Consider the following 24,297-nt stretch of genomic DNA (forward strand, 5'->3'; position numbering starts at 1 on the left):
GTCCCGTGATGCCTGAAAGATTCATGGATCGGTGAGAAGGGTGGGTCCGGCCGGTGCCGCCCAGGCCGGGCGGCCGCCGTCGGTTCAGCACAGGGACACGGCGTCGCCCGCGCCCTCGGGCCAGGCCGTCAGAGGGTTGAAGCCCTGGTGGCCGCACTCGCCGAAGACCGTGACCGGGGCGCCGCCCGAGAGGGCGACGAGCCGCCACAGGCCGGGCCGGGACCGCGCGGCCGGAGTCAGCGGCAACGCCGCGTCCTCGTCGGCGTCGGCCAGCTGCCAGGAGTCGCCGTCGGGGGTCGGGACGACCCTGCCCAGCGTCACCGGGACGGACTCGAGCCACGGGTCGTCGCGCAGGGCGTCGCCGTAACGGGCGGCCGCCTCGGACGCCGTCACCCCCGGCGGGCGTATCTCCGCCGGTGCCGGTGGAGCGAACTGCTCGCCCAGGGCCACCCGCGGCTGCCCGGCGCCCGGGTAGGAGGACACCTCGGCCTCCAGGGCCAGCCCGACGGGCAGCGCCAGCTCCGGCGCGCGGCCGGCGGCACCGTAGGAGAGGAGCAGCGCCGTGCGCCCCGAGTCGGCGCCGTACAGCCATATCCGGCGGGTCGTCAGGCGCGAGTCCGCCGTGTCGTACTGGGCGAGCACCAGCCAGCGGTCCCGCACCGGCTTGCCGTCCGCCGAGGCCGGCAGGCCCATGCGGGAGCGGACCGTGGCGGCGAGGGCGTCCGGGAGCCGTTCGCGGCGCAGCCAGCCCTGGCCGAGCAGATGCAGCAGCGCGCACTCCTCCAGCAGCCGCACCGGCCAGCCGGGCCCCGTGGACGGGATCGCCCCCAACTCCCGCACCCGAGCGGCCAGACCTTGCGCCTGGGCGTCGACCATGCGGGCCGCCGTCTCCTCCCAGAGGCCGTACCCGGACTGCTCCGCCGTCGCCAGGCCGCCGCGCAGCAGGTCCGCCAGCCGCTGCTCCAGCTCCAGCGCGCCCGCCGTGACCCGCTCGGCCCGGCGCTCCGCCCGGCGCCGCGCCGCCTCCGGATCAGCCGACCCGGACGGCGCTTCCTGCCCGCTCCTCTTCTCTTCCGCGCGTCTGCGGCGCCCTGCCGTCCACTGCTCCGCCCACTCCGGCGCCTCCCCCCGCGGCACCGCCGCGTCGTCGCCCGCCCAGAGCAGCAGCAGCCCCAGCGCGTGCTTGCACGGGAACTTGCGGCTCGGACAACTGCACTTGTACGCGGGCCCGGAGGCGTCCGCGATGTCGACCACCGTCTGATACGGCTTGCTCCCGCTGCCCTTGCACAGCCCCCACACCGTCCCCTCGTCGGAACAGCCCGCCTCGGACCACGGCCCCGCCGCGCCGAGTTTGCTTCCCGCTTTGCGTGACGCGGCGTCAGGCGCCAAGGCCAGCACCTGGTCCGCAGTCCAGCGCACCCCCTGCTGAGTCATGCCATCGAAGGTAGATCCCACCACTGACAATCGGGTCCGCGAGCGACCCCGGCAGGGTATTTCCGCAGGTCAGAACGGATTGTCAGTGGTGTGGTGCAACGTTGGTGCCAGATCCGAACCGGCCGAGCTGGAGGGGGCCTCAGCCATGTCTGTGTCCATTGAACCGACGCCCGTGGAACCGAAGCAGCAGGAGCCGTCCGAGGCGTTGCGGCCGCATGCCGAGGACGCCTTCGCCGACGAACTCGCCGCGCTCGCCGCACAGGACGACCGCCCGCGCCCGGCCCGCTGGAAGCTGTCGCCGTGGGCCGTCGCGACGTACCTGCTGGGGGGCGTCCTGCCGGACGGCACGGTGATCACGCCGAAGTACGTCGGCCCGCGCCGCATCGTCGAGGTCGCCGTCACGACCCTCGCCACCGACCGCGCCCTGCTCCTGCTCGGCGTGCCCGGGACGGCGAAGACGTGGGTGTCCGAGCACCTGGCCGCTGCCGTCAGCGGCGACTCCACGCTGCTGGTGCAGGGCACCGCCGGCACGCCGGAGGAGGCCATCCGCTACGGCTGGAACTACGCGCAGCTGCTCGCCCACGGCCCGAGCCGCGACGCCCTCGTGCCCAGCCCGGTCATGCGTGCCATGGCCGAGGGCATGACGGCGCGCGTCGAGGAGCTGACGCGCATCCCGGCCGACGTGCAGGACACGCTCATCACGATCCTGTCGGAGAAGACGCTGCCCATACCGGAGCTGGGCCAGGAGGTGCAGGCGGTCCGGGGCTTCAACCTGATCGCCACGGCCAACGACCGCGACCGCGGGGTCAACGACCTGTCCAGCGCCCTGCGCCGCCGCTTCAACACGGTGGTTCTGCCGCTGCCGGAGACCCCCGACGCCGAGGTCGACATCGTCTCGCGCCGCGTGGACCAGATCGGCCGCTCCCTGGACCTGCCGCCCGCGCCCGACGGGCTCGACGAGATCCGCCGGGTCGTCACCGTCTTCCGCGAGCTGCGCGACGGGGTGACGACCGACGGCCGGACGAAGCTGAAGTCGCCCAGCGGCACGCTGTCCACGGCCGAGGCGATTTCCGTCGTCACCAACGGACTGGCGCTGGCCGCCCACTTCGGCGACGGAGTGCTGCGGGCCGGCGATGTCGCCGCGGGCATCCTCGGCGCGGTGGTCCGCGACCCGGCGGCCGACCGCGTGATCTGGCAGGAGTACCTGGAGACGGTCGTCCGTGAGCGCGACGGCTGGAAGGACTTCTACCGGGCCTGCCGCGAGGTGAGCGGGTGAGCGACCGGGGGCGGGGGCCGGTCGGGGGACGGACAGGGGATGGGAGGGAACCAAGTGACCATTGAGGAACGGCCCGCGGGCCGGGGGGCCGGGGCGGGGCCGGTGCTGCTGGGGGTGCGGCATCACGGACCGGGATCGGCGCGGGCCGTGCGCGCGGCGCTGGAGGCGGCGAGGCCGGGAGTCGTGCTGATCGAGGGGCCGCCCGAGGCGGACGCCCTGATCCCGCTCGCCGCCGACGAGGAGATGCGGCCGCCGGTCGCCCTGCTCGCCCATGCGGTGGACGAGCCCGGCCGCTCGGCGTTCTGGCCGCTGGCCGAGTTCTCGCCCGAGTGGGTCGCCCTCCGCTGGGCTCTGGAGCACGGCGTTCCGGCCCGCTTCATCGACCTGCCGGCCACGCACACGCTGGCCTGGGGACAGCGCGAGGACGAGGAGGGAGCGCGGGGCGAATCCCCGCTGGACGGGGATCCGGCCCAGCCGGCGGACGGTGACCATGCTCCCGGCACCGCCCCCGCCCGCGAACCCGAGCTCGAACCCGAACCCGAACCTGAGCCTGACGGTGCCGACGAGGTGCGGATCGACCCGCTCGGGGTGCTCGCCGACGCCGCCGGGTACGACGACCCGGAGCGGTGGTGGGAGGACGTCGTCGAGCACCGCGGCGCCGGTCAGGGGGACGCGCTCGCGCCGTTCACCGCGCTGGAGGAGGCCATGGCGGCCCTGCGGGAGACCTACGGCAGCGGGGGCCACGACCGGGACCTGGTCCGGGAGGCGTACATGCGGCTCCAGCTGCGGTCCGCACAGCGGGAGTTCGAGGACGGCGTGGCCGTCGTCTGCGGCGCCTGGCACGTGCCCGCGCTGCGGCAGAAGACCACCGTCGCCGCCGACAAGGCGCTGCTGAAGGGCCTGCCCAAGGTCAAGACGGACATGACCTGGGTCCCGTGGACCCACCGCAGGCTGTCCCGGGTCAGCGGCTACGGGGCCGGCATCGACTCGCCGGGCTGGTACGGCCACCTGTTCAGCGCCCCCGACCGGCCGGTCGAGCGGTGGATGACCAAGGTGGCCGGCCTGCTGCGCGCGGAGGACCGGATCGTCTCCTCCGCGCACGTCATCGAGGCGGTGCGGCTGGCCGAGACGCTCGCCGCGATGCGCGGCCGCCCGCTGCCGGGCCTGAGCGAGTCGACCGACGCGGTGCGGGCGGTGATGTGCGAGGGCTCGGACGTGCCGCTGGCCCTGGTGCACGACCGGCTGGTCGTAGGTGACGTCCTGGGGGAGGTGCCGTCGACGGCACCGGCGGTGCCGCTGCAGCGGGACCTCACCCGGCTGCAGCGCCGGCTGCGGCTGAAGCCGGAGGCGCTGGAGCGGGAGCTGGAGCTCGACCTGCGCAAGGAGAACGACGCCGCACGCAGCAGGCTGCTGCACCGGCTGCGGCTGCTCGGCATCGCGTGGGGCGAACCGGCCGCCTCGCGGGGCAGCACCGGCACGTTCCGGGAGACCTGGCGGCTGCGCTGGGAACCGGAACTGTCCGTGCGGGTCGCCGAGGCAGGCGTGTGGGGGACGACCGTGCTGTCCGCCGCCACCGCCAAGGCCGAGGCGGACGCCGTCACCGCGGAGGGCCTCGCCGACGTGACGGCGCTCGCCGAGCGCTGCCTGCTGGCCGAACTGCCCGACGCGCTGCCCACGGTGATGCGGATCCTCGCCGACCGGGCGGCCCTCGACTCGGACGTCGGCCACCTCGCCCAGGCGCTGCCCGCCCTGGTCCGTTCGCTGCGCTACGGCGACGTCCGCGGCACCGACACCGGGGCCCTCGGCGAGGTCGCCGCGGGGCTGGCCGAGCGGGTCTTCGTCGGGCTGCCCCCGGCCTGCGCCGCGCTCGACGCCGACGCGGCGGAGGAGATGCGGCGCCATGTGGACGCGGTGCACGGGGCCGTCGGGCTCCTGGGCGACGCCCCGGCAGCGGGACACGGTCACCTCAGAGCACGCTGGCAGTCGGTGCTGCGGGTGCTGTCCGGGCGGGACACCGTGCCGGGCGTGATCCGGGGACGGGCCGTGCGGCTGCTGCTGGACGACGGGGAGCTGGCGCAGGACGAGGCGGCGCGGCTCATGGGGCTCGTCCTGTCGCCGGGCACGCCGCCCGCGGACGCGGCCGCCTGGATCGAGGGCTTCGTCGGCGGCGGCTCCGGCGGCGGCATGCTCCTGGTGCACGACGAGCGGCTGCTCGGGCTGGTCGACGCGTGGCTGACCGGGGTCCCGGCGGAAGCGTTCACGGACGTACTGCCGCTGCTGCGGCGGACGTTCTCGGCGTACGAACCGGGGGTGCGCCGGACCCTGGGCGAACTGGTCCGGCGCGGTCCGGCCGCACCGGGCGCCGCGACGGCCGCCGGCGCCGCGATACCCGGCTTCGCGGCGGAACTCGACACCGCACGCGCGGACGCCGTGCTGCCGGTCGTGCGGCTGCTGCTCGGCCTCGACGAGATGGACACGCGGAACGACCTGGTGGGGGTGGAGAGATGACGACCGACGGACTGCGAGCACCGACGCCGCGGGCGGCGGAGGCGGACACGGTCGGAAGGGGGCCAGGGGCGGAAGACCGGCCGGCGACGACCGTGCCGGTGATCCCGCTGTGGGAACGGTCGCGCGGGGGAGGACACGGATGACGGCCGACGGAACGGGGGGGATCGCCGGGGCGACGGACCCGGCGCGGGAGCGGCTGCGGCGGTGGCGGCTCGTGCTCGGGGGAGACGCGGCGGACGGCACCGGATGCGCGCTGTCCGGTCAGGACGCGGCGATGGACGGGGCGCTCACCGCGCTCTACGGCAGGAAGGACGGCAAGGGGCAGGGCGGCCGGGACCGTTCGGCGGGGCTCGGGGCATCGGCGCCGTCCGTGGCGCGCTGGCTGGGTGACATCCGGACGTACTTCCCGTCCTCCGTCGTCCAGGTCATGCAGCGCGACGCCATCGACCGGCTCGGTCTCGCCACGCTCCTGTTGGAGCCGGAGATGCTGGAGGCGGTGGAGGCCGACGTGCACCTGGTCGGCACGCTGCTGTCGCTCAACAAGGCGATGCCCGAGACGACGAAGGAGACGGCACGGGCCGTCGTGCGCAAGGTCGTCGAGGACCTGGAAAAGCGGCTCGCCACCCGCACCCGGGCCACTCTGACCGGTGCGCTCGACCGCAGTGCCCGGATCAGCCGGCCGCGCCACCACGACATCGACTGGAACCGCACGATCGCGGCCAACCTCAAGCACTACCTGCCCGAGTACCGCACGATTGTGCCGGAGCGGCTCATCGGATACGGGCGGGCGACCCAGTCCACGAAGAAGGAGGTCATCCTCTGTATCGATCAGTCGGGATCCATGGCGGCGTCGGTCGTGTACGCCTCGGTGTTCGGAGCGGTGCTCGCCTCGATGCGGACGATCTCCACGCGACTCGTCGTCTTCGACACGGCGGTCGTCGATCTCACGGACCAGCTCGACGACCCGGTGGACGTCCTGTTCGGCACGCAGCTGGGCGGCGGCACGGACATCAACCGGGCCCTGGCCTACTGCCAGTCGCAGATCACCCGGCCCGCGGAGACGGTCGTCGTACTGATCAGTGACCTCTACGAAGGGGGCATCCGGAACGAGATGCTCAAGCGGGTCTCGGCGATGAAGGCCTCCGGGGTGCAGTTCGTGACGCTGCTGGCGCTCTCGGACGAGGGCGCACCGGCGTACGACCGGGAACACGCGGCCGCGCTGGCGGCGTTGGGGGCGCCGGCGTTCGCCTGTACGCCCGATCTGTTTCCGGAGGTGATGGCGGCGGCGATCGAGAAGCGGCCGCTGCCGATACCGGACGCGGCCTGAGGGCCCGCGTCCCGCGGGAGCCGGTCGGATGGCGACATGTCGACCGATCGTCGCCCGACTTGGGCCGGTAAACCGGACATGACGGCCCATCGTCCGGCAAGGGCTTGCGTGACCTCCGCACTCCCGTGCGAGGATCGGCGCCTGCTCGGCGGTGCGTTGCGCCGCGCCGGGCGGACCGCGTCGTGCCGACCGTTGCCCGTGGCGCGTGATGCGTTCCGCGCGCTTGTTCCGTCGCACGGAGGAACTCCCCTTTTGACCTGGTCAGCAGCCCTGTCCGGTGCCGCGTCGCGCGTGCTGCGCACGGCGGCCGGACGGCGTGCGCTCCAAGTGGCGCTGCTGGTGGGCGGGTTGCTGGTGATCGGGCTGCTGTGCGGGGAGCGGGCCGATGCGGCGGACGGCACGGTCGGGCGGACCGCCGGCGGGGAGCGGCCCTTGATCCGACAGGACGTGCACGCTGCGGCGGGGCGGGGGGCTTCGCTTCTGCCCCGGGGCCAGGACGCGCTCGGGCCGGGAGCGGGGGCGGGAGCAGGGACGGTGACGGGGACGGTTGGGGAGCGGCCGCGTCTCGCCGGCCGCCCGCCTGCGTCTCCGGCGGTGCGCGAGGCGCCGTCGGTCCTGGAATCGTCGGCGCCGCCGTCTCGGCCGGAGCCGCCGGCCCAACGGACCCGGCCGTCCACGCGGCCCATCTCCGAGCCGCCACCGTCGCTCTCCGGCTCTCCCGCCCCGGCGCCCTTGCCCGAGATCCCGGCGCTGCCGGTGGGGTCGGGGCTGTCGATCAGGTCGGGGCTGCCGGTCGGGTCAGCCCTACCGGTCGTGTCGACGCTGCCGATCGCACCGGCCTTGCCCGACCCACCCGCCGTACCGACGCTGCCCACAGCCCCTGGCACGTCACCGCTGCCGGGCCTGCCTGACCTACCCGAGCTGCCCGGGGCGGCGCTGCCGACCCTGCCCACCATCCCCGGCACGCCGCCGCTGCCTGGCCTGCCCGACCTGCCCGGGGTATCGCCGCACATCCCCAACCTGCCGGGCGATGCCATCGCGCTCCCAGAAGCCCCCGGCTTCCCCGAGCCTCCCGGCCTTCCCGAGCCTCCCGGCATTCCCCAGCCCCCTGGCCTTCCTGTGCCCCCTGATGCCCCGGTCGTCCCTGGCGCCTCGGTCTTCCCCGGCGCCCCGGTCCTCCCCGGGCAGCTTCTCCCCACCCCGGTGACGGGGGTCCCGGGGACGGGTGTCCCGGCGTTGGACGTGGCGGGTGGGCCGTCGGGCGGTGTCGGTGTGGCCGGTGCCGTGGGGCCGGCTGTCGGGGGCGAGTCGTGCTCTGTCGGCTGGCAGCGTGCTGGCTGGACGGCTCGCGTGGATCATCACCCTGGACACCGTGACGGCCGGACCGCGCAGGCCGCCCGTACCGCCGGGCACGCCCCCGCCGACGAGGCCCCCGCCGAGCGGCCGGACGGCACGCTGGGCAACCGTTCCTCGGCCGACAACGGCACGCCCCGGCACGGCGAAGCGCACGCCGTCACGCCGAGCGGGCGGGCCCCGTCGCGGCTCGCGCCCGGTACCGCGGCCCGTGACGAGGCGGCCGGTACGCGGGACAGCCGCGGGGACGTTCCCCTCTTCCCTGGCTAGCAGGACAGCAGGACAGCAGGCCGGGCCCGCGGCCCCTCTCCCGTCAACCTCCGGTCCGCCCGCGTGTCGCATGCACGGCGCCCGCCCGGGGAGACCGAACGCCGCGCGCCACCGCCCGTCACCACTGCCGCTGCCGCCACAGCACAGCTACCTGCCGACAGCCGTCAAGACACAGCCACCGCCGCCGCCACCGCCAGCCAAGCTTCCACGAGACATCCCCCCGGACGGTCGAAAGCCGTCGGCCCTTCGGGGGCCGAGGTCTCGTGGGGAGGGGCGGCCGGTTCCCCTCGGGGTGGGGACCGGCCGGCCCGCACCCCGAGGAGCCAGGGCCCGAGCAGGCCCTCCACGCTCCTCCGGAGGTGTCCCGCGGGCCTCACCGGGTGAACCCCAGCCCGGTGAGGCCCCTCACCCCCGGCACGCCGTGCCAGACAGGGCGGCATCATGTGACAGGTATCACCGCTCAGGTGTGACCCTCGATTTAGAGGCCTCCCGGAAGCAGCGATAACCTGCGAGACGGACATGCCGCGCGCTCGGACACCGTGTGCGCCTCCCTTGTGACAGACAGCGGACGTCACGTTGCCCTCGCGGCACGCCCACGCAGACAACGAACCGCGAGATCACTGATAGGGACGGAAGCGCGTGGACCTGTTCGAGTACCAGGCGAGGGACCTCTTCGCCAAGCACGATGTACCGGTGCTGGCCGGTGAAGTCATCGACACGCCTGAGGCGGCCCGCGCAGCCACCGAGCGCCTCGGTGGCAAGTCCGTCGTCAAGGCCCAGGTGAAGGTCGGCGGCCGTGGCAAGGCCGGTGGCGTCAAGCTCGCCGCCACCCCCGACGAGGCGGTCGAGCACGCGACCAACATCCTCGGCATGGACATCAAGGGCCACACGGTCCACAAGGTGATGATCGCCGAGACGGCCCCGGAGATCGTGGAGGAGTACTACGTCTCCTTCCTCCTGGACCGCGCCAACCGCACCTTCCTCTCCATCGCGTCCGTCGAGGGCGGCATGGAGATCGAGGAGGTGGCGGCCACCCGCCCCGAGGCCGTCGCCAAGACGCCGATCGACGCCAACGAGGGCGTGACCGAGGAGAAGGCGCGCGAGATCGTCGCGGCTGCCAAGTTCCCGGCCGAGGTCGCCGACAAGGTCGTCAACGTCCTGGTCAAGCTGTGGGACACCTTCATCAAGGAGGACGCCCTCCTGGTCGAGGTCAACCCGCTGGCCAAGGTCGCCTCCGGTGACGTCATCGCCCTGGACGGCAAGGTCTCCCTCGACGAGAACGCCGAGTTCCGTCAGCCGGAGCACGAGGCCCTCCAGGACAAGGACGCGGCCAACCCGCTCGAGGCCGCCGCCAAGGCCAAGAACCTCAACTACGTCAAGCTCGACGGCGAGGTCGGCATCATCGGCAACGGCGCGGGTCTCGTCATGAGCACCCTGGACGTCGTCGCGTACGCCGGTGAGGCGCACGGTGGCGTCAAGCCCGCCAACTTCCTCGACATCGGTGGTGGCGCCTCCGCCGCCGTCATGGCGAACGGCCTGGAGATCATCCTCGGCGACCCGGACGTCAAGTCCGTCTTCGTCAACGTCTTCGGTGGCATCACCGCCTGTGACGAGGTCGCCAACGGCATCGTCCAGGCGCTGCAGCTGCTCAAGGACAAGGGCGAGGACGTCAACAAGCCGCTCGTCGTCCGTCTGGACGGCAACAACGCCGAGCTGGGTCGCAAGATCCTCTCCGACGCCAACCACCCGCTGGTCCAGCGCGTGGACACCATGGACGGCGCGGCCGACAAGGCCGCCGAGCTCGCGGCTGCTGCGAAGTAAGGGACGAGGGACTACACAGCCATGGCTATCTTCCTCAACAAGGACAGCAAGGTCATCGTCCAGGGCATGACCGGTGCCACGGGCATGAAGCACACCAAGCTCATGCTGGCCGACGGCACGAACATCGTCGGTGGCGTGAACCCGCGCAAGGCGGGCACGACCGTCGACGTCGACGGCACCGAGATCCCGGTCTTCGGCACGGTCGCCGAGGCGATCGAGAAGACGGGTGCCAACGTATCCGTCCTCTTCGTCCCGCCGGCCTTCGCCAAGGCCGCCGTCGTCGAGGCCATCGACGCCGAGATCCCGCTCGCGGTCGTCATCACCGAGGGCATCGCCGTCCACGACTCGGCCGCGTTCTACGCCTACGCCGTGTCCAAGGGCAACAAGACCCGGATCATCGGCCCGAACTGCCCCGGTCTCATCACCCCGGGCCAGTCCAACGCCGGCATCATCCCGGGCGACATCACCAAGCCGGGCCGCATCGGCCTGGTCTCGAAGTCCGGCACGCTGACGTACCAGATGATGTACGAGCTGCGTGACATCGGCTTCTCCTCCGCCGTCGGCATCGGTGGCGACCCGGTCATCGGCACCACGCACATCGACGCGCTCGCCGCGTTCGAGGCCGACCCCGACACCGACCTGATCGTCATGATCGGTGAGATCGGCGGCGACGCCGAGGAGCGGGCCGCGGCCTTCATCAAGGAGAACGTGAAGAAGCCGGTCGTCGGCTACGTCGCGGGCTTCACCGCGCCCGAGGGCAAGACCATGGGCCACGCCGGCGCCATCGTCTCCGGTTCCTCCGGCACGGCCGCCGCGAAGAAGGAGGCCCTCGAGGCCGCCGGCGTCAAGGTCGGCAAGACGCCGACCGAGACGGCCAAGCTGGCGCGCGAGATCCTCGCCGGCTGACACCACCCCGGCTCCGGCCGACCGTGGGCCCGCTCCCCGTCCGGGAGCGGGCCCACCGCCGTTTCCGTCACCGCCGTTCCGCAACCCCCGTTTCCGTCACCCCCGTTTCCGTCACCGCCGTTTCCGCCACCGCCGTTTCCACCACCGGCGATTCCGTCACCGCGGTTGTGGAAGAAGCCGTTCCGGTCCCTTCTGGGTCTGCTTGCGCAGCTTCGCCCGCAGCTCGCGCTCCGACTCCGACAGCGGCCCGGGCGCGACCGGGGGCGGTACGCCCTGGACCGTCTCGCCCTGCGGCACGGGCGGTTCGTAGCGCGTGGGGGCCGTGCGGAGGGTGAGGGCCGTGGTGCCGATCAGGGCGACGGTGAAGGCGATGGCGGCCCGGGTCCAGAAGCGGGCCCGGCGTTCCCCGCCCTTGCGCACCACCTGGGGCTTGGCGGCGCGGAGCCGCTCGGTGGAGGCGAGTTCGACCAGCCGCCAGTGCAGCGTCTCGGGGTCAGCCAGCTCCGGCAGCCGTTCGGCGACCGTCTCCCGCGCGTGCATCAGCCGGTTCACGGCCGCGCGCGTGCTGGCCTCCGTCTCAGCGGCCGTCTCCGGCAGGCCGAGCCCCACGCCGTCGTGGAGCAGGAGCGTGCGGCGGTACGAGGGTGGGAGGTTCAGCAGGGTGTCCATCAGTGCGCGGTCGACCGGATCCGAGGGCGGCGGCTCGGGGTGCCGGTAGCGGGGGCGGAGCCGTTGCCAGGGGGAGAGCGCGCACTCGTAGGCCAGCGCCCGCACCCAGCTCGCCGGGTCACGGTCCCGGGCCACCTCGGGCCAGCGCTGCCAGGCGTTCTGGAACGCGCGTTCGACTGACTCCCGGGCCAGTTCACGGCTCCCGGTCAGCAGGTAGGTCTGCCGGACGAGTGCGGGGGCGCAGAAGGCGTACAGCGCGTCGAAGGCCTGGTCGGGGGTGAGCGCGGTGGTGGCGTCGTCCGGCAGGTACGTCCGCGTCGGGCGCGCGACCGGGGCGGAACGCCGATCGAGCGTCGGGACGCGCCCACGGTCGAGGGCCGTATGGTGCGCTCGGCCGGAGAGGGGGGTGTGCCCGCGGTCGGGAGGGGGTGAGTGGGGTCGTTCGTGGGCGGGGCCGCGGGACCGGTCGGTGGTCGCGGTGCGACCGCGGCCCGGGTCTGACCCGGTGGCGCGACGCCTGTCCTTGGTGGAGACCCGGCCCCGGTCGGTCCCGGCCCCGGTGCCGGCGGAGGCGCGCTTGCGGCCCGGGGCGGAGGCCCGGCCGCGCCCGCTCGTCGACTGGGCCGTACGAGTGACCTGGGAGGCCTGTGCCGCCTCCACCGGGTGCGCCTCGCCGTCCGGCTGAGGAGTCGTCACGTCGGCCTCCTCGTACAGTTCGTCGAGGACCCTCGCGTACTTCTCGCCTTTCCGGCCGCGCGGCGTCGAGCGGCCGGTCTCCCATCCGCGCACCGTCTCACTGGTCACGCCCACCCGGGAGGCCAGTTGAGCCCGCGTCAGGGACGCGGCCTCACGCAGGCGTCGGCGCTCCTTCGGTGGGGGGAGCGGCATGGCAGGGCCCTGAGTCACAGCATGCCCCTCCGTGCAGAAAAGTACATAAACGTATATTGAGCGACACAGCGGTGGTTCGCCTGTTACGACGGGAAAGCGCGTGTCGTTGGGAGCATGGCGGGCGTGACCGAGATGACCGCTCGCCGACGTCCCTCGTCGCCCCTGCTCGCCCGGGTGCGCGACCGTTCGCCCGCACTGGTCGGCGGCCTGCTGGGTGGTGCGGTCGCGGCGGGTCTGGGGCTGGCGTCGTTCGCCGTGCTGGTGACGCTGCTGTGGATCAGCTCGCCGTACCCCGACAGCGGTCCCGGCGGCGCACTGCACATCGCGGCGGCCCTGTGGCTGCTGGCCCACGGAGCCGAACTGGTCCGGGTCGACACGCTCACCGGCGGCGCCGCCCCCATGGGCGTCCCGCCGCTGCTGCTGCTCGCCGTGCCCGTGTACCTGCTGCACCGCGCGGCGCGGGACGCCACGGACGGCCGGACGGGGGGCGGCCGCGACGCCCATGACGAGTACGGCGCCGGCGAGTACGGCGCCGGCGAGTACGGCGTCGTCGGCGAATATCACGTCGTCGATGTGGGCGCGGAACCTCCCCTCGCCCCGGCGGGCACCGCCTGGGCGGGAGTCGTGCTCGGCTACCTGGCCGTCGCCGCGCCCGCCGCCCTGTACGCGGCCGGCGGTGTGCTGCGGCCCGCGTGGGTGTCGGCGTGGGTGTGCGTGCCGGTCGTGACCGTCGTGGCGGCGGGGCTGGGGGTGTGGTCGGCGTACGGCCGTCCCGGCGGGCCGCTGCGGCGGCTGCTCGGGGTGCTGCCCGGGGGAGTGCGGTCGCTGGTGCTCGCCCCGGACGGACGCCCGGGTGTCGCCGCCCGGGCCGCGGCGGCGGGGCTGGCCGTGCTGCTCGGGGGCGGCGCGCTGCTCGTGGCGGTGTCGCTGGCCTGGCACGGGGGCGCGGCCCAGTCGTCGCTGCTCCGGCTGACCGAGGGCTGGTCGGGGCGGTTCGCGGTGCTGCTGCTGTGCGTGGCCCTGGTGCCGAACGCGGCGGTGTGGGGTGCGGCGTACGCGCTCGGGCCCGGCTTCGCCCTCGGTGCCGGGCACGCCGTCGGCCCGTTGTCCTCGGCGTCGGCGCCGTTCCTGCCGCCGTTTCCGCTGCTGGCGGCGGTGCCGGAGGCCGGGGCGGGGACGCCGGTGCACTGGGCGGCCGGGGCGGTGCCGTTGGTCGCCGGGGTGATGGTGGGCAGGTGGGTGGCGAAGGCGGCGGCCGCGGCGGAGCGGGGCGGGACGCGGCCGGGGGGCCGGCCGGCCGTGGTCTGGTCGGCCGGGCGCACGGCCCGTGCGGCCGGTGTGGCGTCCGTGCTGTGCGCCGCCGTGCTGGCCGGGCTCGCCGCGCTGTCCGGTGGCCCGCTCGGGGTGTCCGTGCTGGCCCGTTTCGGGCCGGTGTGGTGGCAGGTCGGTGCGGCGGCACTGGCGTGGCTGGCGCTGGCGGCGATCCCGACGGCGCTGGCCGTACGGTCCCGGCGGTGCCGGCCCTCGCGCGACGAGGACCCGAGAATCGGCCGGCAGCGGGACGACGCGCCCGAGGAGGAGAAGGACCACCGGGCCCGACGCCTCTGGAAGGCCCCGCGCTGGGCCGGACGCCGTTCGCCCGCCCGCGCGGGCACCGACGCGACCGGGAAGAGGGAGGGCTCGGTCACCACCGCCGGCGGGAAGACGTCAGCATGGGCCGACGACGAGGCCCTGGACGCGCTGTGGACCCCAGAGACTTCAGCCGACGCCCCGGACCCCTTCGCCCCGCACGACGACACCTGGCCGACCGGCACTCCGGCGGGGCGGGGCGGTTCTAGGGCGGGAGGGGCTCCCGGCGGCGGGCCGGCCCCGTTCACCTCGGACGACGACGCCTGGCAGACACCCTGGCCGACTGAAATGCCTGCGGGGCGGGACGGTTCTCGTGCGGGTGGGTCTCCCGGCGGCGGGCCGGACCCGTTCGCCTCGGATGACGACGCCTGGGAGACCCCCTGGCCGACCGGTGCCCCGGCGGGGCGGGGCGGTTCCCGTGCGGGTGGGTCTGCCGGCGACGCCCCGGACCCGTTCGCCCCGCACGACGACGCCTGGGAGACCCCCTGGCCGACCTCAAGCTCTGCCGGGCGGGGTGGTCTGCCGGGGGAGTCAGGACCCGGCGTGGTACCTGAAGGTGAGGTCCTGGGGCAGGACAGTGCAGGTCCCGGCGGTCAGGAGCGCAGAGGCGCCTTCGAGCGGCATGACGTTCCGCCGCCCGGGGCGGAGACCCTCTGAGGACGCGGGGTCAGCCGTCCGTGCCCAGTACTCCGCGGAGTTCGTCCGGCAGGAGCTTGGAGCAGGACTGCTTCGCCTCGTTGGTCAGGGCGTCGGTCGTGCACGTGTAGTAGTCGCGGTAGACCAGCTGTGCCGCGAAGGACGCCGCGACCAGGACGATGGCCAGGGACGCCGTCACCAGGCCGCTCACCGCCGCCGTCGTCTGCGGGCGGCCCTGCTGCTCGGGAGCCGGGGAGTCCGGGTCGGACCTGCGGGGCTTGGCGCGCAGGGAGCTGATGGCCCAGTACAGGGCCAGCGCGCCGAGCAGCAGCGCCACGTACGGCCAGCTGAACAGGGCGAAGAAGAACGCCCACATGCCCGAGAGCAGGGCGTAGCGCGCGCGGCGCTGGGCCGGGTCGGTCGGGTCCCAGCGCATGTTCGGGCCGCTGCCCTGGGGGCCGCCCTGGCCTTCGGGGCCGCCGCGCGGGCGCTCGCCGAAGCCGCCGGGGGAGCGGCCGGGCTGCCGGTCGCTCCACTGACTGCCCCACGGCGAACCGTCACGCTCCCCGCCGTCCTGCGCGCCGTCACCGGACGGGCGCCGCGGCTGCCAGGGCCGGTCCGGCGTGCCCTCGGGCGGCGGCGCGAAGGGGTTGTCCTCCTGGGACCCGCGCTCGCGCCCGCCCCGGTCGCCGCCGTCCGACGGCGCCTCGGGCGGTGAGCCGGGGCGCTCCCGCAGCAGCACGGCGCCGCGCTCCCCTCCCTGTGGCGACAGCTGGGGGAACGTGAGGAGTCGCAGGCTGCGGTCCGGCATCAAGTGAGCGTCTTCCCGTTGGTGAGTAGGACTGGCTGGACAGGACTGGGTGGTGTCGGATCCGGGTCCGTCACCTCCTGAACGCTCCGCGCCCGGACGGCGTTCCCGGAGCCGGCCCCGCCCCGACGCTACCTTCCGGCCATGCCCCCGTCCCGTGGGGGCCGTCCGGTGTGCCGGTATCGTTGCTGACGGTCGGCCGGTTCGTAGGCTTCCCCGTATCCGGGGGCCCGAAGCATTCGTATGAACGCACAAACGCCACGAGGCGGGCCGTCCGGACAGACGCTCCCCCGAGAAAGGCCCACCACCGTGGCCGCCAAGCCCGTGGCCCCGCGCGCCAAGCGCCTCGTCGTGCTGGTCTCCGGATCCGGCACCAACCTCCAGGCGCTGCTGGACGAGATCGCCGCCACCGGCACGCAGGAGTACGGAGCCGAGATCGTCGCGGTCGGCGCCGACCGCGAGGGCATCGAAGGGCTGGCCCGCGCCGAGCGCGCCGGGCTGCCGACCTTCGTGTGCAAGGTCAGGGACCACGGCAGCCGCGAGGAGTGGGACGCCGCACTCGCCGAGGCCGTCGCCGCCTTCGAGCCCGACCTCGTCGTCTCCGCCGGGTTCATGAAGATCGTCGGCAAGGAGTTCCTCGCCCGGTTCGGCGGGCGGTTCGTCAACACCCACCCCGCCCTGCTGCCCAGTTTCCCGGGGGCCCACGGCGTACGGGACGCGCTCGCGTACGGCGCCAAGGTCACCGGCTGCACCGTCCACTTCGTCGACGACGGCGTCGACACCGGGCCGATCATCGCGCAGGGCGTGGTGGAGGTCCGGGACGAGGACGACGAGAGCGCTCTGCACGAGCGCATCAAGGAAGTCGAGCGAAGGCTGCTCGTCGAGGTCGTGGGGCGGCTCGCCCGCAACGGCTATCGCATTGAGGGACGAAAGGTAGTTATCCAGTGACCGCCGAGAGCAACAAGCGGCCCCTTCGCCGGGCGCTCGTCAGCGTCTACGACAAGACCGGTCTGGAGGACCTCGCGCGCGGGCTCCACGAGGCCGGGGTCGAGCTCGTCTCCACCGGCTCCACCGCCGCGAAGATCGCCGCTGCCGGCGTCCCCGTCACCAAGGTCGAGGAGCTCACCGGCTTCCCCGAGTGCCTGGACGGCCGCGTGAAGACGCTGCACCCGCGCGTGCACGCCGGCATCCTGGCCGACCTGCGCCTGGACAGCCACCGCGAGCAGCTCGCCGAGCTGGGCGTCGAGCCGTTCGACCTCGTCGTGGTGAACCTCTACCCGTTCCGCGAGACCGTCGCCTCCGGCGCCTCGCCCGACGAGTGCGTGGAGCAGATCGACATCGGCGGCCCCTCGATGGTCCGCGCCGCCGCCAAGAACCACCCCTCGGTCGCGGTCGTCACCAGCCCGGCCCGCTACGCCGATGTCCTCGATGCCGTACAGAGCGGCGGCTTCGACCTCGCCACCCGCAAGCGGCTCGCCGCCGAGGCCTTCCAGCACACGGCCGCCTACGACGTGGCCGTCGCCTCCTGGTTCGCCTCCTCCTACGCGCCGGTCGACGACTCGCAGTTCCCCGACTTCCTCGGCGCCACCTTTGAGCGCGAGCACACCCTGCGCTACGGCGAGAACCCGCACCAGCCCGCCGCGCTCTACGTCTCGGGCACCGGCGGCCTCGCGGAGGCGGAGCAGCTGCACGGCAAGGAGATGTCGTACAACAACTACACGGACACGGACGCCGCCCGCCGTGCCGCGTACGACCACGCCGAGCCGTGCGTCGCGATCATCAAGCACGCCAACCCCTGCGGCATCGCGGTCGGCGCGGACGTCGCCGAGGCCCACCGCAAGGCGCACGCCTGCGACCCGCTGTCGGCGTTCGGCGGCGTGATCGCGGTCAACCGCCCGGTCAGCAGGGAGATGGCCGAGCAGGTCGCGGAGATCTTCACCGAGGTCATCGTCGCGCCGGACTACGAGGACGGCGCCCTGGAGGCCCTCACCAAGAAGAAGAACATCCGCGTGCTGCGCTGCCCCGACGGTCCCTCGGCCCCCGTCGAGGTCAAGCCGATCGACGGCGGCGCACTGCTGCAGGTCACCGACCGGCTCCAGGCCGACGGCGACGACCCGGCCCATTGGACGCTGGCGACCGGCGAGGCGCTGGGCGAGGCCGAGCTCGCCGAGCTGGCCTTCGCCTGGAAGGCCTGCCGCGCGGTGAAGTCCAACGCGATCCTGCTCGCCAAGGACGGCGCCTCGGTCGGCGTCGGCATGGGGCAGGTCAACCGCGTCGACTCCGCGAAGCTGGCCGTCGAGCGGGCGGGCGCCGAGCGCGCGGCGGGTTCCTACGCCGCGTCCGACGCCTTCTTCCCCTTCCCGGACGGCCTGGAGATCCTCACCGCGGCCGGCGTGAAGGCCGTGGTCCAGCCCGGCGGTTCGGTCCGCGACGAACTCGTCGTCGAGGCCGCGCGGAAGGCGGGCGTCACGATGTACTTCACGGGCACGCGGCACTTCTTCCACTGACCCGGGACGATTCGACGGAGCGGCCGGACCGCACGAGCGGCGCCACGCGGAGACGCGGGGCGCCGCTCCCCGTTTTTCGGGCTGCACCCCACTTATCGGATCCACGGACCGCGAGTAACATACAGACTTATCTGTTTCCCGCTGTGCGCCGTCCGGTTACCGGCACCCGCCCCTTCACCTCGGAGATCCCGTACATGCCACGTCAGGAACGCGCTGTGCGCACCAGGGCACTGTTGCTCCGGTCCGCCGCCGAATGCATCAAGGAGCACGGCTACGACGGCTCCAGCACCACGGACGTGCTGCGGCGGGCAGGGGTGACCCGGGGCGCCCTCTACTTCCACTTCCCGTCCAAGGAGGCGCTGGCCGACGCCATCGTCGAGTACCAGATGCCGCTGCTGCGGCCGCTGCCCGGGGACTGCTCCCTGCAGTCCGCCATCGACCTCACGCTCTCCTACGCGCGGATGCTGCAGAAGGACGTGGTGCTGCAGGCCGCCGTACGGCTGGCGACCGAGGAGACCTCCTACCAGCCCGGGACCCGCCCCTATCTGTGGTCCCAGCAGAGCGTGGCCGACCTGCTGCACCAGGCCCGCAACAAGGGCGAGCTGCTGCCGCACACCGACCCCGACGAGATCGCGGTCCTGATCGTGGGGGCCTTCACCGGCATCCAGCTGCTGTCCCAGCTGTCCTGCGGGCGGTCCGACCTGCTGTTCCGTGTCTGCGTGCTGTGGCGGGCCCTGCTGCCCGGGATCGCCGCTCCCGGGCTGCTGCTGCGCCTGCGGACCGACGAGAAGCGGGCGGAGGAGCTGGAGGAGGCCGACGCGGCACCGGAAGACCGGCTCCTGCACGACGTGGGGTGACGGCGCATGACCCTGGGTGATGCTTCTCACGTCTCTCGGGACGGTAGTTCAAAACATGTAGCACCATAGAAATAAACAGACGAGTATGTTTGTTTGTGAGGCTGAGGCGGCACGGGGGAGCCGCGTGGTCCTGGTGCGTCCGTATGTCCCCCTGCTCCGTCATGAACAGAAGGGGAACCGCAACCGATGGCAAACGCTGCTTCCGCCAGGCGCGTGGCACCTCCGCACCTCCTCGAACTCGGCCGGTTCCTGATGGCACGGCGGGCCGAGGTGTCCCCGAACCAGGTCGGCCTCCCGGACGCCGGCAAACGCCGCACGCCGGGGCTGCGCCGGGAGGAGGTCGCGCTGCTCGCCGGCGTGGGCGTCTCCTGGTACACGTGGATCGAACAGGGCCGTGCCGAGAACGTCTCGGGCGAGGTCCTCGACTCCATCGCCCGGGTGCTCCGGCTCAGTGAGAACCAACGCCTGTACCTGCGCCAGCTGGCCGGGGTGCAGGCCGTCCCGCTGCTGCCGGACGCCCCGCCGGAGGCGGAGGCCATGCGCCCGTTCGTCGAGAACTGGTGGCCCAACCCCGCCTACATCGCCGACCACGCCTGGAACGTCGTCGTCGCCAACGCGGCGGCGGAGACCCTCCTCGGCATGACCGACGACCATCCGGGCGACGCCCGGCTCGGCGGCCCCGGTGCCGGCGCCCTCGGCAGGCGACGGCCGTACAACATCCTGCGGGAGTTCTTCACCAACGACGGCGTGCGGTCCGCCTACCCGCTGTGGGAGAAGATCGCCCCGACCGTCGTGGCCCGCTTCCGCAGCCAGGCGGCGCTACACATTGAGGACGCGGCGATCCCGGCGCTCGTGGAGGAACTGCGGGTCGCCAGCCCCCTGTTCGCGCAGCTGTGGGACCGGCACGAGGTGCTGGAGGACTCCTGCGGTCCCGAGGTGCTCACCCACCCCGCCGTCGGCGACCTGCACTTCACCCGCGCCACGCTCGACTTCACGCGCCGCATCGCCCTGCGGATGACGGTGTTCCTGCCCGCTCCGGGCACCGGCACGGAGGCGGCGCTGCGCCGGATGTCCCATGTGACGCTGGCGCAGCGGATGAACCTCCTGGGCCGCGACGACCTGGTGGGAGAGGCCCGATGAGCACAGCGGTGAACAGTCATGTGACCGAGCCGGTCCGGGTCACGCTCGGTACGCACCGGCTGACCTATCTCCCCGACGGCTATGTGCAGTTGCATCCGCGGGCCTGGTTCCCGGACTCACCCGGAGCGTTCTGGGAGGACCGCGCCGGGCATCTGGACGACGAGGGGTTCCTGCGGGCCTCGGTCGGCGCGCTGCTCGTCGAGTACGAGGACCGGGCGATGCTCTTCGACACCGGCTTCGGACCGGCCCGCATCCCCGCCGGCCACACCATCCCGCCCCTGGGGCGGATCGAGGGCGGAGGCCTGCCCGACGCGCTGGCGGCGGCGGGGGCCGCCTGGGAGTCGGTGGACACCGTGGCGTTCACGCACCTGCACGACGACCACGTCGGCTGGGCGGGGGACGAGCGGCTGCGCGGTGCCCGGTTCGTGGCCTCGGCCGCCGAATGGCGTGGTGCGCACCGCCGTCCGGCCGGGCAGCCGGTGGCCGTACGGGACGGTCAGGAGGTCTTCCCCGGCGTCACGGCACTGGCCACCCCGGGACACACCCCGGGCCACCTCTCGTACGTGATCCGGGGCGGGGCGGACGGGCCCGCGGCCGTGGTCGTCGGCGACGTCCTGCACTCCGCCCTGCAACTGGCCGACCTCACCTGGCGGGCGGCCTCGGACCTCGATCCCGCGGAGGCGGTGCGCAGCCGCCGCAAGGTCGTGGCCGAACTGTCCCGCCCCGGCACGATCGGCTTCGCCGGCCACTTCTCCGGCGCGGTGTTCGGGCGCCTGGTGTCCTCCGGCGACGGGCCGCGGTGGCAGCCGCTGGACTGACGTCCCACCGCTTCCCCTTCTGGCCCACCGGCCCCCGGTCCTCCCACGGACCGGGGGCCGGGCGCTTTTCCCGGGCCGGGGTTCCGCTTCCGTCCCACGCCCGCCGCCCCTCGCTTACGCCCGCTCGCTTACGCCCCCACGCTTTACGCTCCCTCGCTTTACGCCCCCACGCATCCCGTCACCGGGGGCGTCCCGTGCTCCGGCAGACGCCGCGAATATTCCCGGTCCCGGATACGTGGCCAGTCCCTTCTGTTGGCGCGAGCAATATGTTGCATGCGCACTGGCAGGGTCTACGGGCCCGGCCGAGCCTGAGGTCATGTCCTCAACGGTTGTTCCCCCGATGACCTGCACGGCCCCGGTCGAACCGCGGCGGCTGCGGACCGTCGCCGGACGGTTCACCACCGGAGTGGTGGCCGTGACGGCGCTGCGCGGCTCCGACGGCGCTCCCGCAGGGCTGGCCGTCAACTCGTTCACCTCGGTGTCCCTGGACCCTCCACTTGTCCTGTTCTGTGTGGGCAGGACCAGCACCAGCTGGCCCGACGTCCGCTCGGCGGACCGGTTCTGCGTGAACATCCTCGGCGAGGGCCAGCGCGACCTCAGCGCCCGCTTCGCGACCAGCGGCTCCGACAAGTTCGGTGAGGCCTCCTGGACGCCCTCCCCGGGCGGCGCGCCCGTGCTCGACGGCTCGATCGGCTGGATCGAGTGCTCCGTCGAGGAGGAGATACCGGCCGGCGACCACGACGTGGTGATAGCCCGCGTCCACGACCTGGACACCCACCACGAGGACTCGCCCCTGCTGTTCTTCCGCGGCCTGTACGGGCGTTACGCCCAGCTCTGACCCTCTTTCAGGAAAGGACGATGCTTTCGTGAAGCACACAGCGGCCCCGCTCGGAGTGGGGATCGTCGGACTGAGCGCGGACGGCGGGTGGGGCGGGCGCGGCCACCTGCCCGCACTGCGCGCCGTCGAAGGCTACGAACTGCGCGCGCTGACGGCGTCCACGCCCGACTCCGCGCGCAAGGCCGCCGCGGCGTTCGGACTGCCCGAGTCGGCGGCGGGGACCGACGCCGCCGCACTCGCGGCCCGGGACGACGTCGACCTGGTGGTGATCGCCGTGCGCGTACCGCACCACCGGGAACTGATCCTGCCCGTCCTGCGGGCCGGCAAGACGGTGCTCAGCGAGTGGCCCCTGGGCAACGGCACGGCCGAGGCCGAGGAACTCGCCGCCTACGCGGCCGAGGCGGGCGTGCGGACGGCCGTGGGCCTCCAGGCCCGGTCGGCCCCGGTGGTCCGCTACCTCCGGGACCTCGTCGCGGACGGGTTCGTCGGCGAGGTGCTGTCCACCACGCTGGTGGGCTCCGGCGGCGGCTGGGGCCCGGTGGTCGCCGAGCGCACCGCCTACGTCGCCGACCGCGCCAACGGGGCGACCCTGCTGACCGTTCCGTTCGGGCACACCCTGGACGCGCTGACCATGGTGCTGTCCGGGTTCGCGACCCTGACCGCCACCACGGCGACCAGGCGTCCCCGGGTGCGGATCGCCGAGACCGGTGCCGAGCTGCCGATGACCGCCGAGGACCAGATCGCCGTGACCGGGCGCCTGGAGAGCGGGGCGGTGGCCTCCCTGCACTACCGGGGCGGCTCCTCGCGCGGCACCAATCTGCTCTGGGAGATCAACGGCACCGAGGGCGATCTGGTGCTGACCGGCGACTCCGGCCATCTGCAGTTCGGCCAGGTGGAACTGCGCGGCGCCCGGGGCGACCAGCGGGACCTGCGGCCACTGCCCGTGCCCGGTGAGTATCTGCTGCCGGACGGCCTCGACGGCCTCGCGGCGCTGGAAGGGCCGGCCGGGGTGGTCGCCCACGCCTACCACCAGTTGCGCGCCGACCTGCGGGACGGCACCTCCGTGGTGCCGGACTTCGCCCACGCCGCCGCCCACCACCGGCTGCTGGACCGCATCACGCGCGCCGCGGAGACCGGCACCGCGCAGTGACCAACCCCTGACCACCGCCCATCCCCCCGGCCCCTCCGGCCCTCCCCCCCCGGCCCTCCCCCCCCCGACCCCTCCGGCCATCCCCCCAGACCCGGCGGACCCCGTGCCGACCAGCGCGCGGCACCACGGTGTCCGCCGCCACCCCCCGATCACAGGAGCACCCATGCACACCGGCTTCGGAGCCTTCCTCTCCCCCCTCCACGCGCCCGGACAGGACCCGCACCTGACCATCCGCCGTGACCTCCAGCTCGTCGAGCACCTCGACGAACTCAACTTCGACGAGTGCTGGTTCGGCGAGCACCACTCCCTGTCCTGGCCCACCGTGGGCGCCCCGGAGACGATGATCGCGGCCCTCGCCGAGCGGACCCGGCAGATCAAGCTGGCCAACGGTGTCGTGACGCTGCCCTTCCACCACCCGTTCCACGTCGCGACCCGGGCGATCATGCTGGACCACCTGACGCGCGGCCGGTACATCCTGGGCGTCGGCCCCGGTGCCACCCCCAACGACGCCCACATGCTCGGCCTCGACCTCGGCGAGCTGAAGCGCATGGCGCGCGAGGCCATCCCCACCGTCATGGAACTGGTCAACGGCGAGGAGCGGATCTCGGAGAAGACCGACTGGTACACCCTCCAGGACGCCAAGATGCAGCTGCCGCGCTACAGCAAGCCCGGCATCGAGATCGCCGTCTCCAGCGTCGGCACCCCCAACAGCCCCCAGATCGCGGGCAAGTACGGCCTCGGCCTGCTGTCCTTCGGCGCCCCGCCGCCCGGCTGGCCGGCCGTCGACCTGGCCCGGCAGTGGAGTTACGCGGAGGAGTCGGCCGAGGAGCACGGCCAGACCGTGGACCGCCGCAACTGGCGCATCGCCGTGCCCCTGCACATCGCCGAGACCCGCGAGGAGGCCTTCCGGGACGCCCGGGAGGGCTTCGGGCAGTGGCTGCACGGCTACTGGGGCGAGGCGGTCGGCGCCGATGTCCTCGGCGGCCTCGAAGGCGTGCCGCAGTCCCGGCACCTGGAGGCGACCGTCGAGCAGGGCCGGGCCGTCGTCGGATCGGTCGAGGACGCGGTGGAGGCGATCCGGAACCTCCAGGAGAGCACCGGCGGCTTCGGCACGTTTCTCACCTACGTCGTCAACTGGGCCTCCTTCGAGAAGGTCAAGCGCAGCTTCGAACTGCTCGCGACCGAGGTGGCCCCGCGGTTCACCGGCACCGCCGACCGCGGTCTGGAGTCGGTGCGCTGGAGCACCGAGAACCGGGCCCTGTTCCCGCACACCGAGCCGCTGCGCACGCGCCTGGCCGCGAACGCCCGCTGACCCGGACCCCGTGACCCGCGCCCGGCCCCGCCGCCCCACCGGCGGGGCCGGGCGCACCCATGTTGCGGAATTCTCAATTCCAGCTTCGTTCTCGCACACATTCCCGTAACGTGTATCCGGACCTCCCATTTCCGGATTCGAGCTCATCCT

At 73.5% G+C, this 24,297-nt stretch carries 18 protein-coding genes; 15 read left to right on the forward strand and 3 right to left on the reverse strand.

Annotation, left to right across the window (positions count from 1 at the left end; genetic code table 11):
* Positions 1-84: 84 nt before the first annotated feature.
* The gene (locus CHR28_RS17315; RefSeq protein ID WP_094054529.1) at positions 85-1,434 is read right to left on the reverse strand and encodes an SWIM zinc finger family protein; all 1,350 of its coding nucleotides are present in this window, start codon (positions 1,432-1,434) and stop codon (positions 85-87) included.
* A gap of 145 nt (positions 1,435-1,579) precedes the next feature.
* On the opposite strand from CHR28_RS17315, the gene CHR28_RS17320 reads away from it, so the two are divergent.
* From CHR28_RS17320 to sucD, 6 genes are all read left to right on the forward strand, one after another.
* Positions 1,580-2,710, forward strand: a complete 1,131-nt coding sequence (locus tag CHR28_RS17320; RefSeq protein ID WP_094054530.1) for an ATP-binding protein — start codon at positions 1,580-1,582, stop codon at positions 2,708-2,710.
* A 39-nt stretch (positions 2,711-2,749) separates the two neighbouring features.
* Complete coding sequence (locus CHR28_RS17325) at positions 2,750-5,218, forward strand: DUF5682 family protein (RefSeq protein WP_094054531.1); 2,469 nt, start codon at positions 2,750-2,752, stop codon at positions 5,216-5,218.
* A 139-nt stretch (positions 5,219-5,357) separates the two neighbouring features.
* Entirely contained in the window at positions 5,358-6,545 is a 1,188-nt protein-coding gene (locus CHR28_RS17330) for a VWA domain-containing protein (RefSeq protein ID WP_094054532.1), read from the forward strand.
* A gap of 1,350 nt (positions 6,546-7,895) precedes the next feature.
* Positions 7,896-8,168, forward strand: a complete 273-nt coding sequence (locus tag CHR28_RS17340) for a hypothetical protein (RefSeq protein ID WP_094054534.1) — start codon at positions 7,896-7,898, stop codon at positions 8,166-8,168.
* A gap of 639 nt (positions 8,169-8,807) precedes the next feature.
* Complete coding sequence (gene sucC, locus CHR28_RS17345; RefSeq protein ID WP_094054535.1) at positions 8,808-9,989, forward strand: ADP-forming succinate--CoA ligase subunit beta; 1,182 nt, start codon at positions 8,808-8,810, stop codon at positions 9,987-9,989.
* Between the two features lie 21 nt (positions 9,990-10,010).
* Positions 10,011-10,895 carry a succinate--CoA ligase subunit alpha gene (gene sucD, locus CHR28_RS17350; protein ID WP_094054536.1) on the forward strand — a complete coding sequence of 295 codons (885 nt, stop codon included), beginning with the start codon at positions 10,011-10,013 and terminating at the stop codon, positions 10,893-10,895.
* A gap of 156 nt (positions 10,896-11,051) precedes the next feature.
* Here the strand turns inward: sucD and CHR28_RS17355 are convergent, their stop codons facing one another.
* Positions 11,052-12,470, reverse strand: coding sequence for a helix-turn-helix domain-containing protein (locus tag CHR28_RS17355; protein ID WP_094054537.1), 1,419 nt, complete (start codon positions 12,468-12,470; stop codon positions 11,052-11,054).
* A 96-nt stretch (positions 12,471-12,566) separates the two neighbouring features.
* Between CHR28_RS17355 and CHR28_RS38380 the strand changes: the two genes are divergently transcribed.
* A complete protein-coding gene (locus CHR28_RS38380) occupies positions 12,567-14,738 on the forward strand; it encodes a cell division protein PerM (protein ID WP_256984280.1) in 2,172 nt (723 codons plus the stop codon).
* 10 nt (positions 14,739-14,748) lie between these two features.
* On the opposite strand, the gene CHR28_RS17365 is transcribed toward CHR28_RS38380, so the two are convergent.
* Positions 14,749-15,528, reverse strand: coding sequence for a hypothetical protein (locus tag CHR28_RS17365; RefSeq protein WP_094054538.1), 780 nt, complete (start codon positions 15,526-15,528; stop codon positions 14,749-14,751).
* A 306-nt stretch (positions 15,529-15,834) separates the two neighbouring features.
* Here CHR28_RS17365 and purN point away from each other — a divergent pair, with 306 nt between their 5' ends.
* The 8 genes from purN (at position 15,835) to CHR28_RS17405 (ending at position 24,147) form a co-directional block, all read left to right on the forward strand.
* Positions 15,835-16,473, forward strand: coding sequence for a phosphoribosylglycinamide formyltransferase (gene purN / locus CHR28_RS17370; RefSeq protein WP_094054539.1), 639 nt, complete (start codon positions 15,835-15,837; stop codon positions 16,471-16,473).
* Complete coding sequence (gene purH / locus CHR28_RS17375; protein ID WP_094054540.1) at positions 16,470-18,032, forward strand: bifunctional phosphoribosylaminoimidazolecarboxamide formyltransferase/IMP cyclohydrolase; 1,563 nt, start codon at positions 16,470-16,472, stop codon at positions 18,030-18,032. Before purN ends, purH begins: the two co-directional genes overlap by 4 nt.
* 215 nt (positions 18,033-18,247) lie before the next feature.
* A complete protein-coding gene (locus tag CHR28_RS17380; protein WP_256984281.1) occupies positions 18,248-18,889 on the forward strand; it encodes a ScbR family autoregulator-binding transcription factor in 642 nt (213 codons plus the stop codon).
* Between the two features lie 186 nt (positions 18,890-19,075).
* Complete coding sequence (locus tag CHR28_RS17385; protein ID WP_094054541.1) at positions 19,076-20,029, forward strand: helix-turn-helix transcriptional regulator; 954 nt, start codon at positions 19,076-19,078, stop codon at positions 20,027-20,029.
* Entirely contained in the window at positions 20,026-20,847 is an 822-nt protein-coding gene (locus CHR28_RS17390) for an MBL fold metallo-hydrolase (RefSeq protein WP_094054542.1), read from the forward strand. The genes CHR28_RS17385 and CHR28_RS17390 overlap by 4 nt, the downstream gene beginning before the upstream one ends.
* Positions 20,848-21,163: 316 nt before the next feature.
* Positions 21,164-21,685: a flavin reductase family protein gene (locus CHR28_RS17395; protein ID WP_094054543.1), complete on the forward strand. Its 522-nt coding sequence runs from the start codon at positions 21,164-21,166 to the stop codon at positions 21,683-21,685.
* A 28-nt stretch (positions 21,686-21,713) separates the two neighbouring features.
* Positions 21,714-22,835 (forward strand): Gfo/Idh/MocA family oxidoreductase, encoded by a 1,122-nt coding sequence (locus CHR28_RS17400; protein ID WP_094054544.1) that lies wholly within the window; start codon positions 21,714-21,716, stop codon positions 22,833-22,835.
* 163 nt (positions 22,836-22,998) lie between these two features.
* Entirely contained in the window at positions 22,999-24,147 is a 1,149-nt protein-coding gene (locus tag CHR28_RS17405) for an LLM class flavin-dependent oxidoreductase (protein WP_094054545.1), read from the forward strand.
* Positions 24,148-24,297 lie beyond the last annotated feature (150 nt).

Origin of the sequence: Streptomyces sp. XY006 (assembly GCF_002237655.1) — a bacterium.
Taxonomy (GTDB): Bacteria; Actinomycetota; Actinomycetes; order Streptomycetales; family Streptomycetaceae; genus Streptomyces; species Streptomyces levis.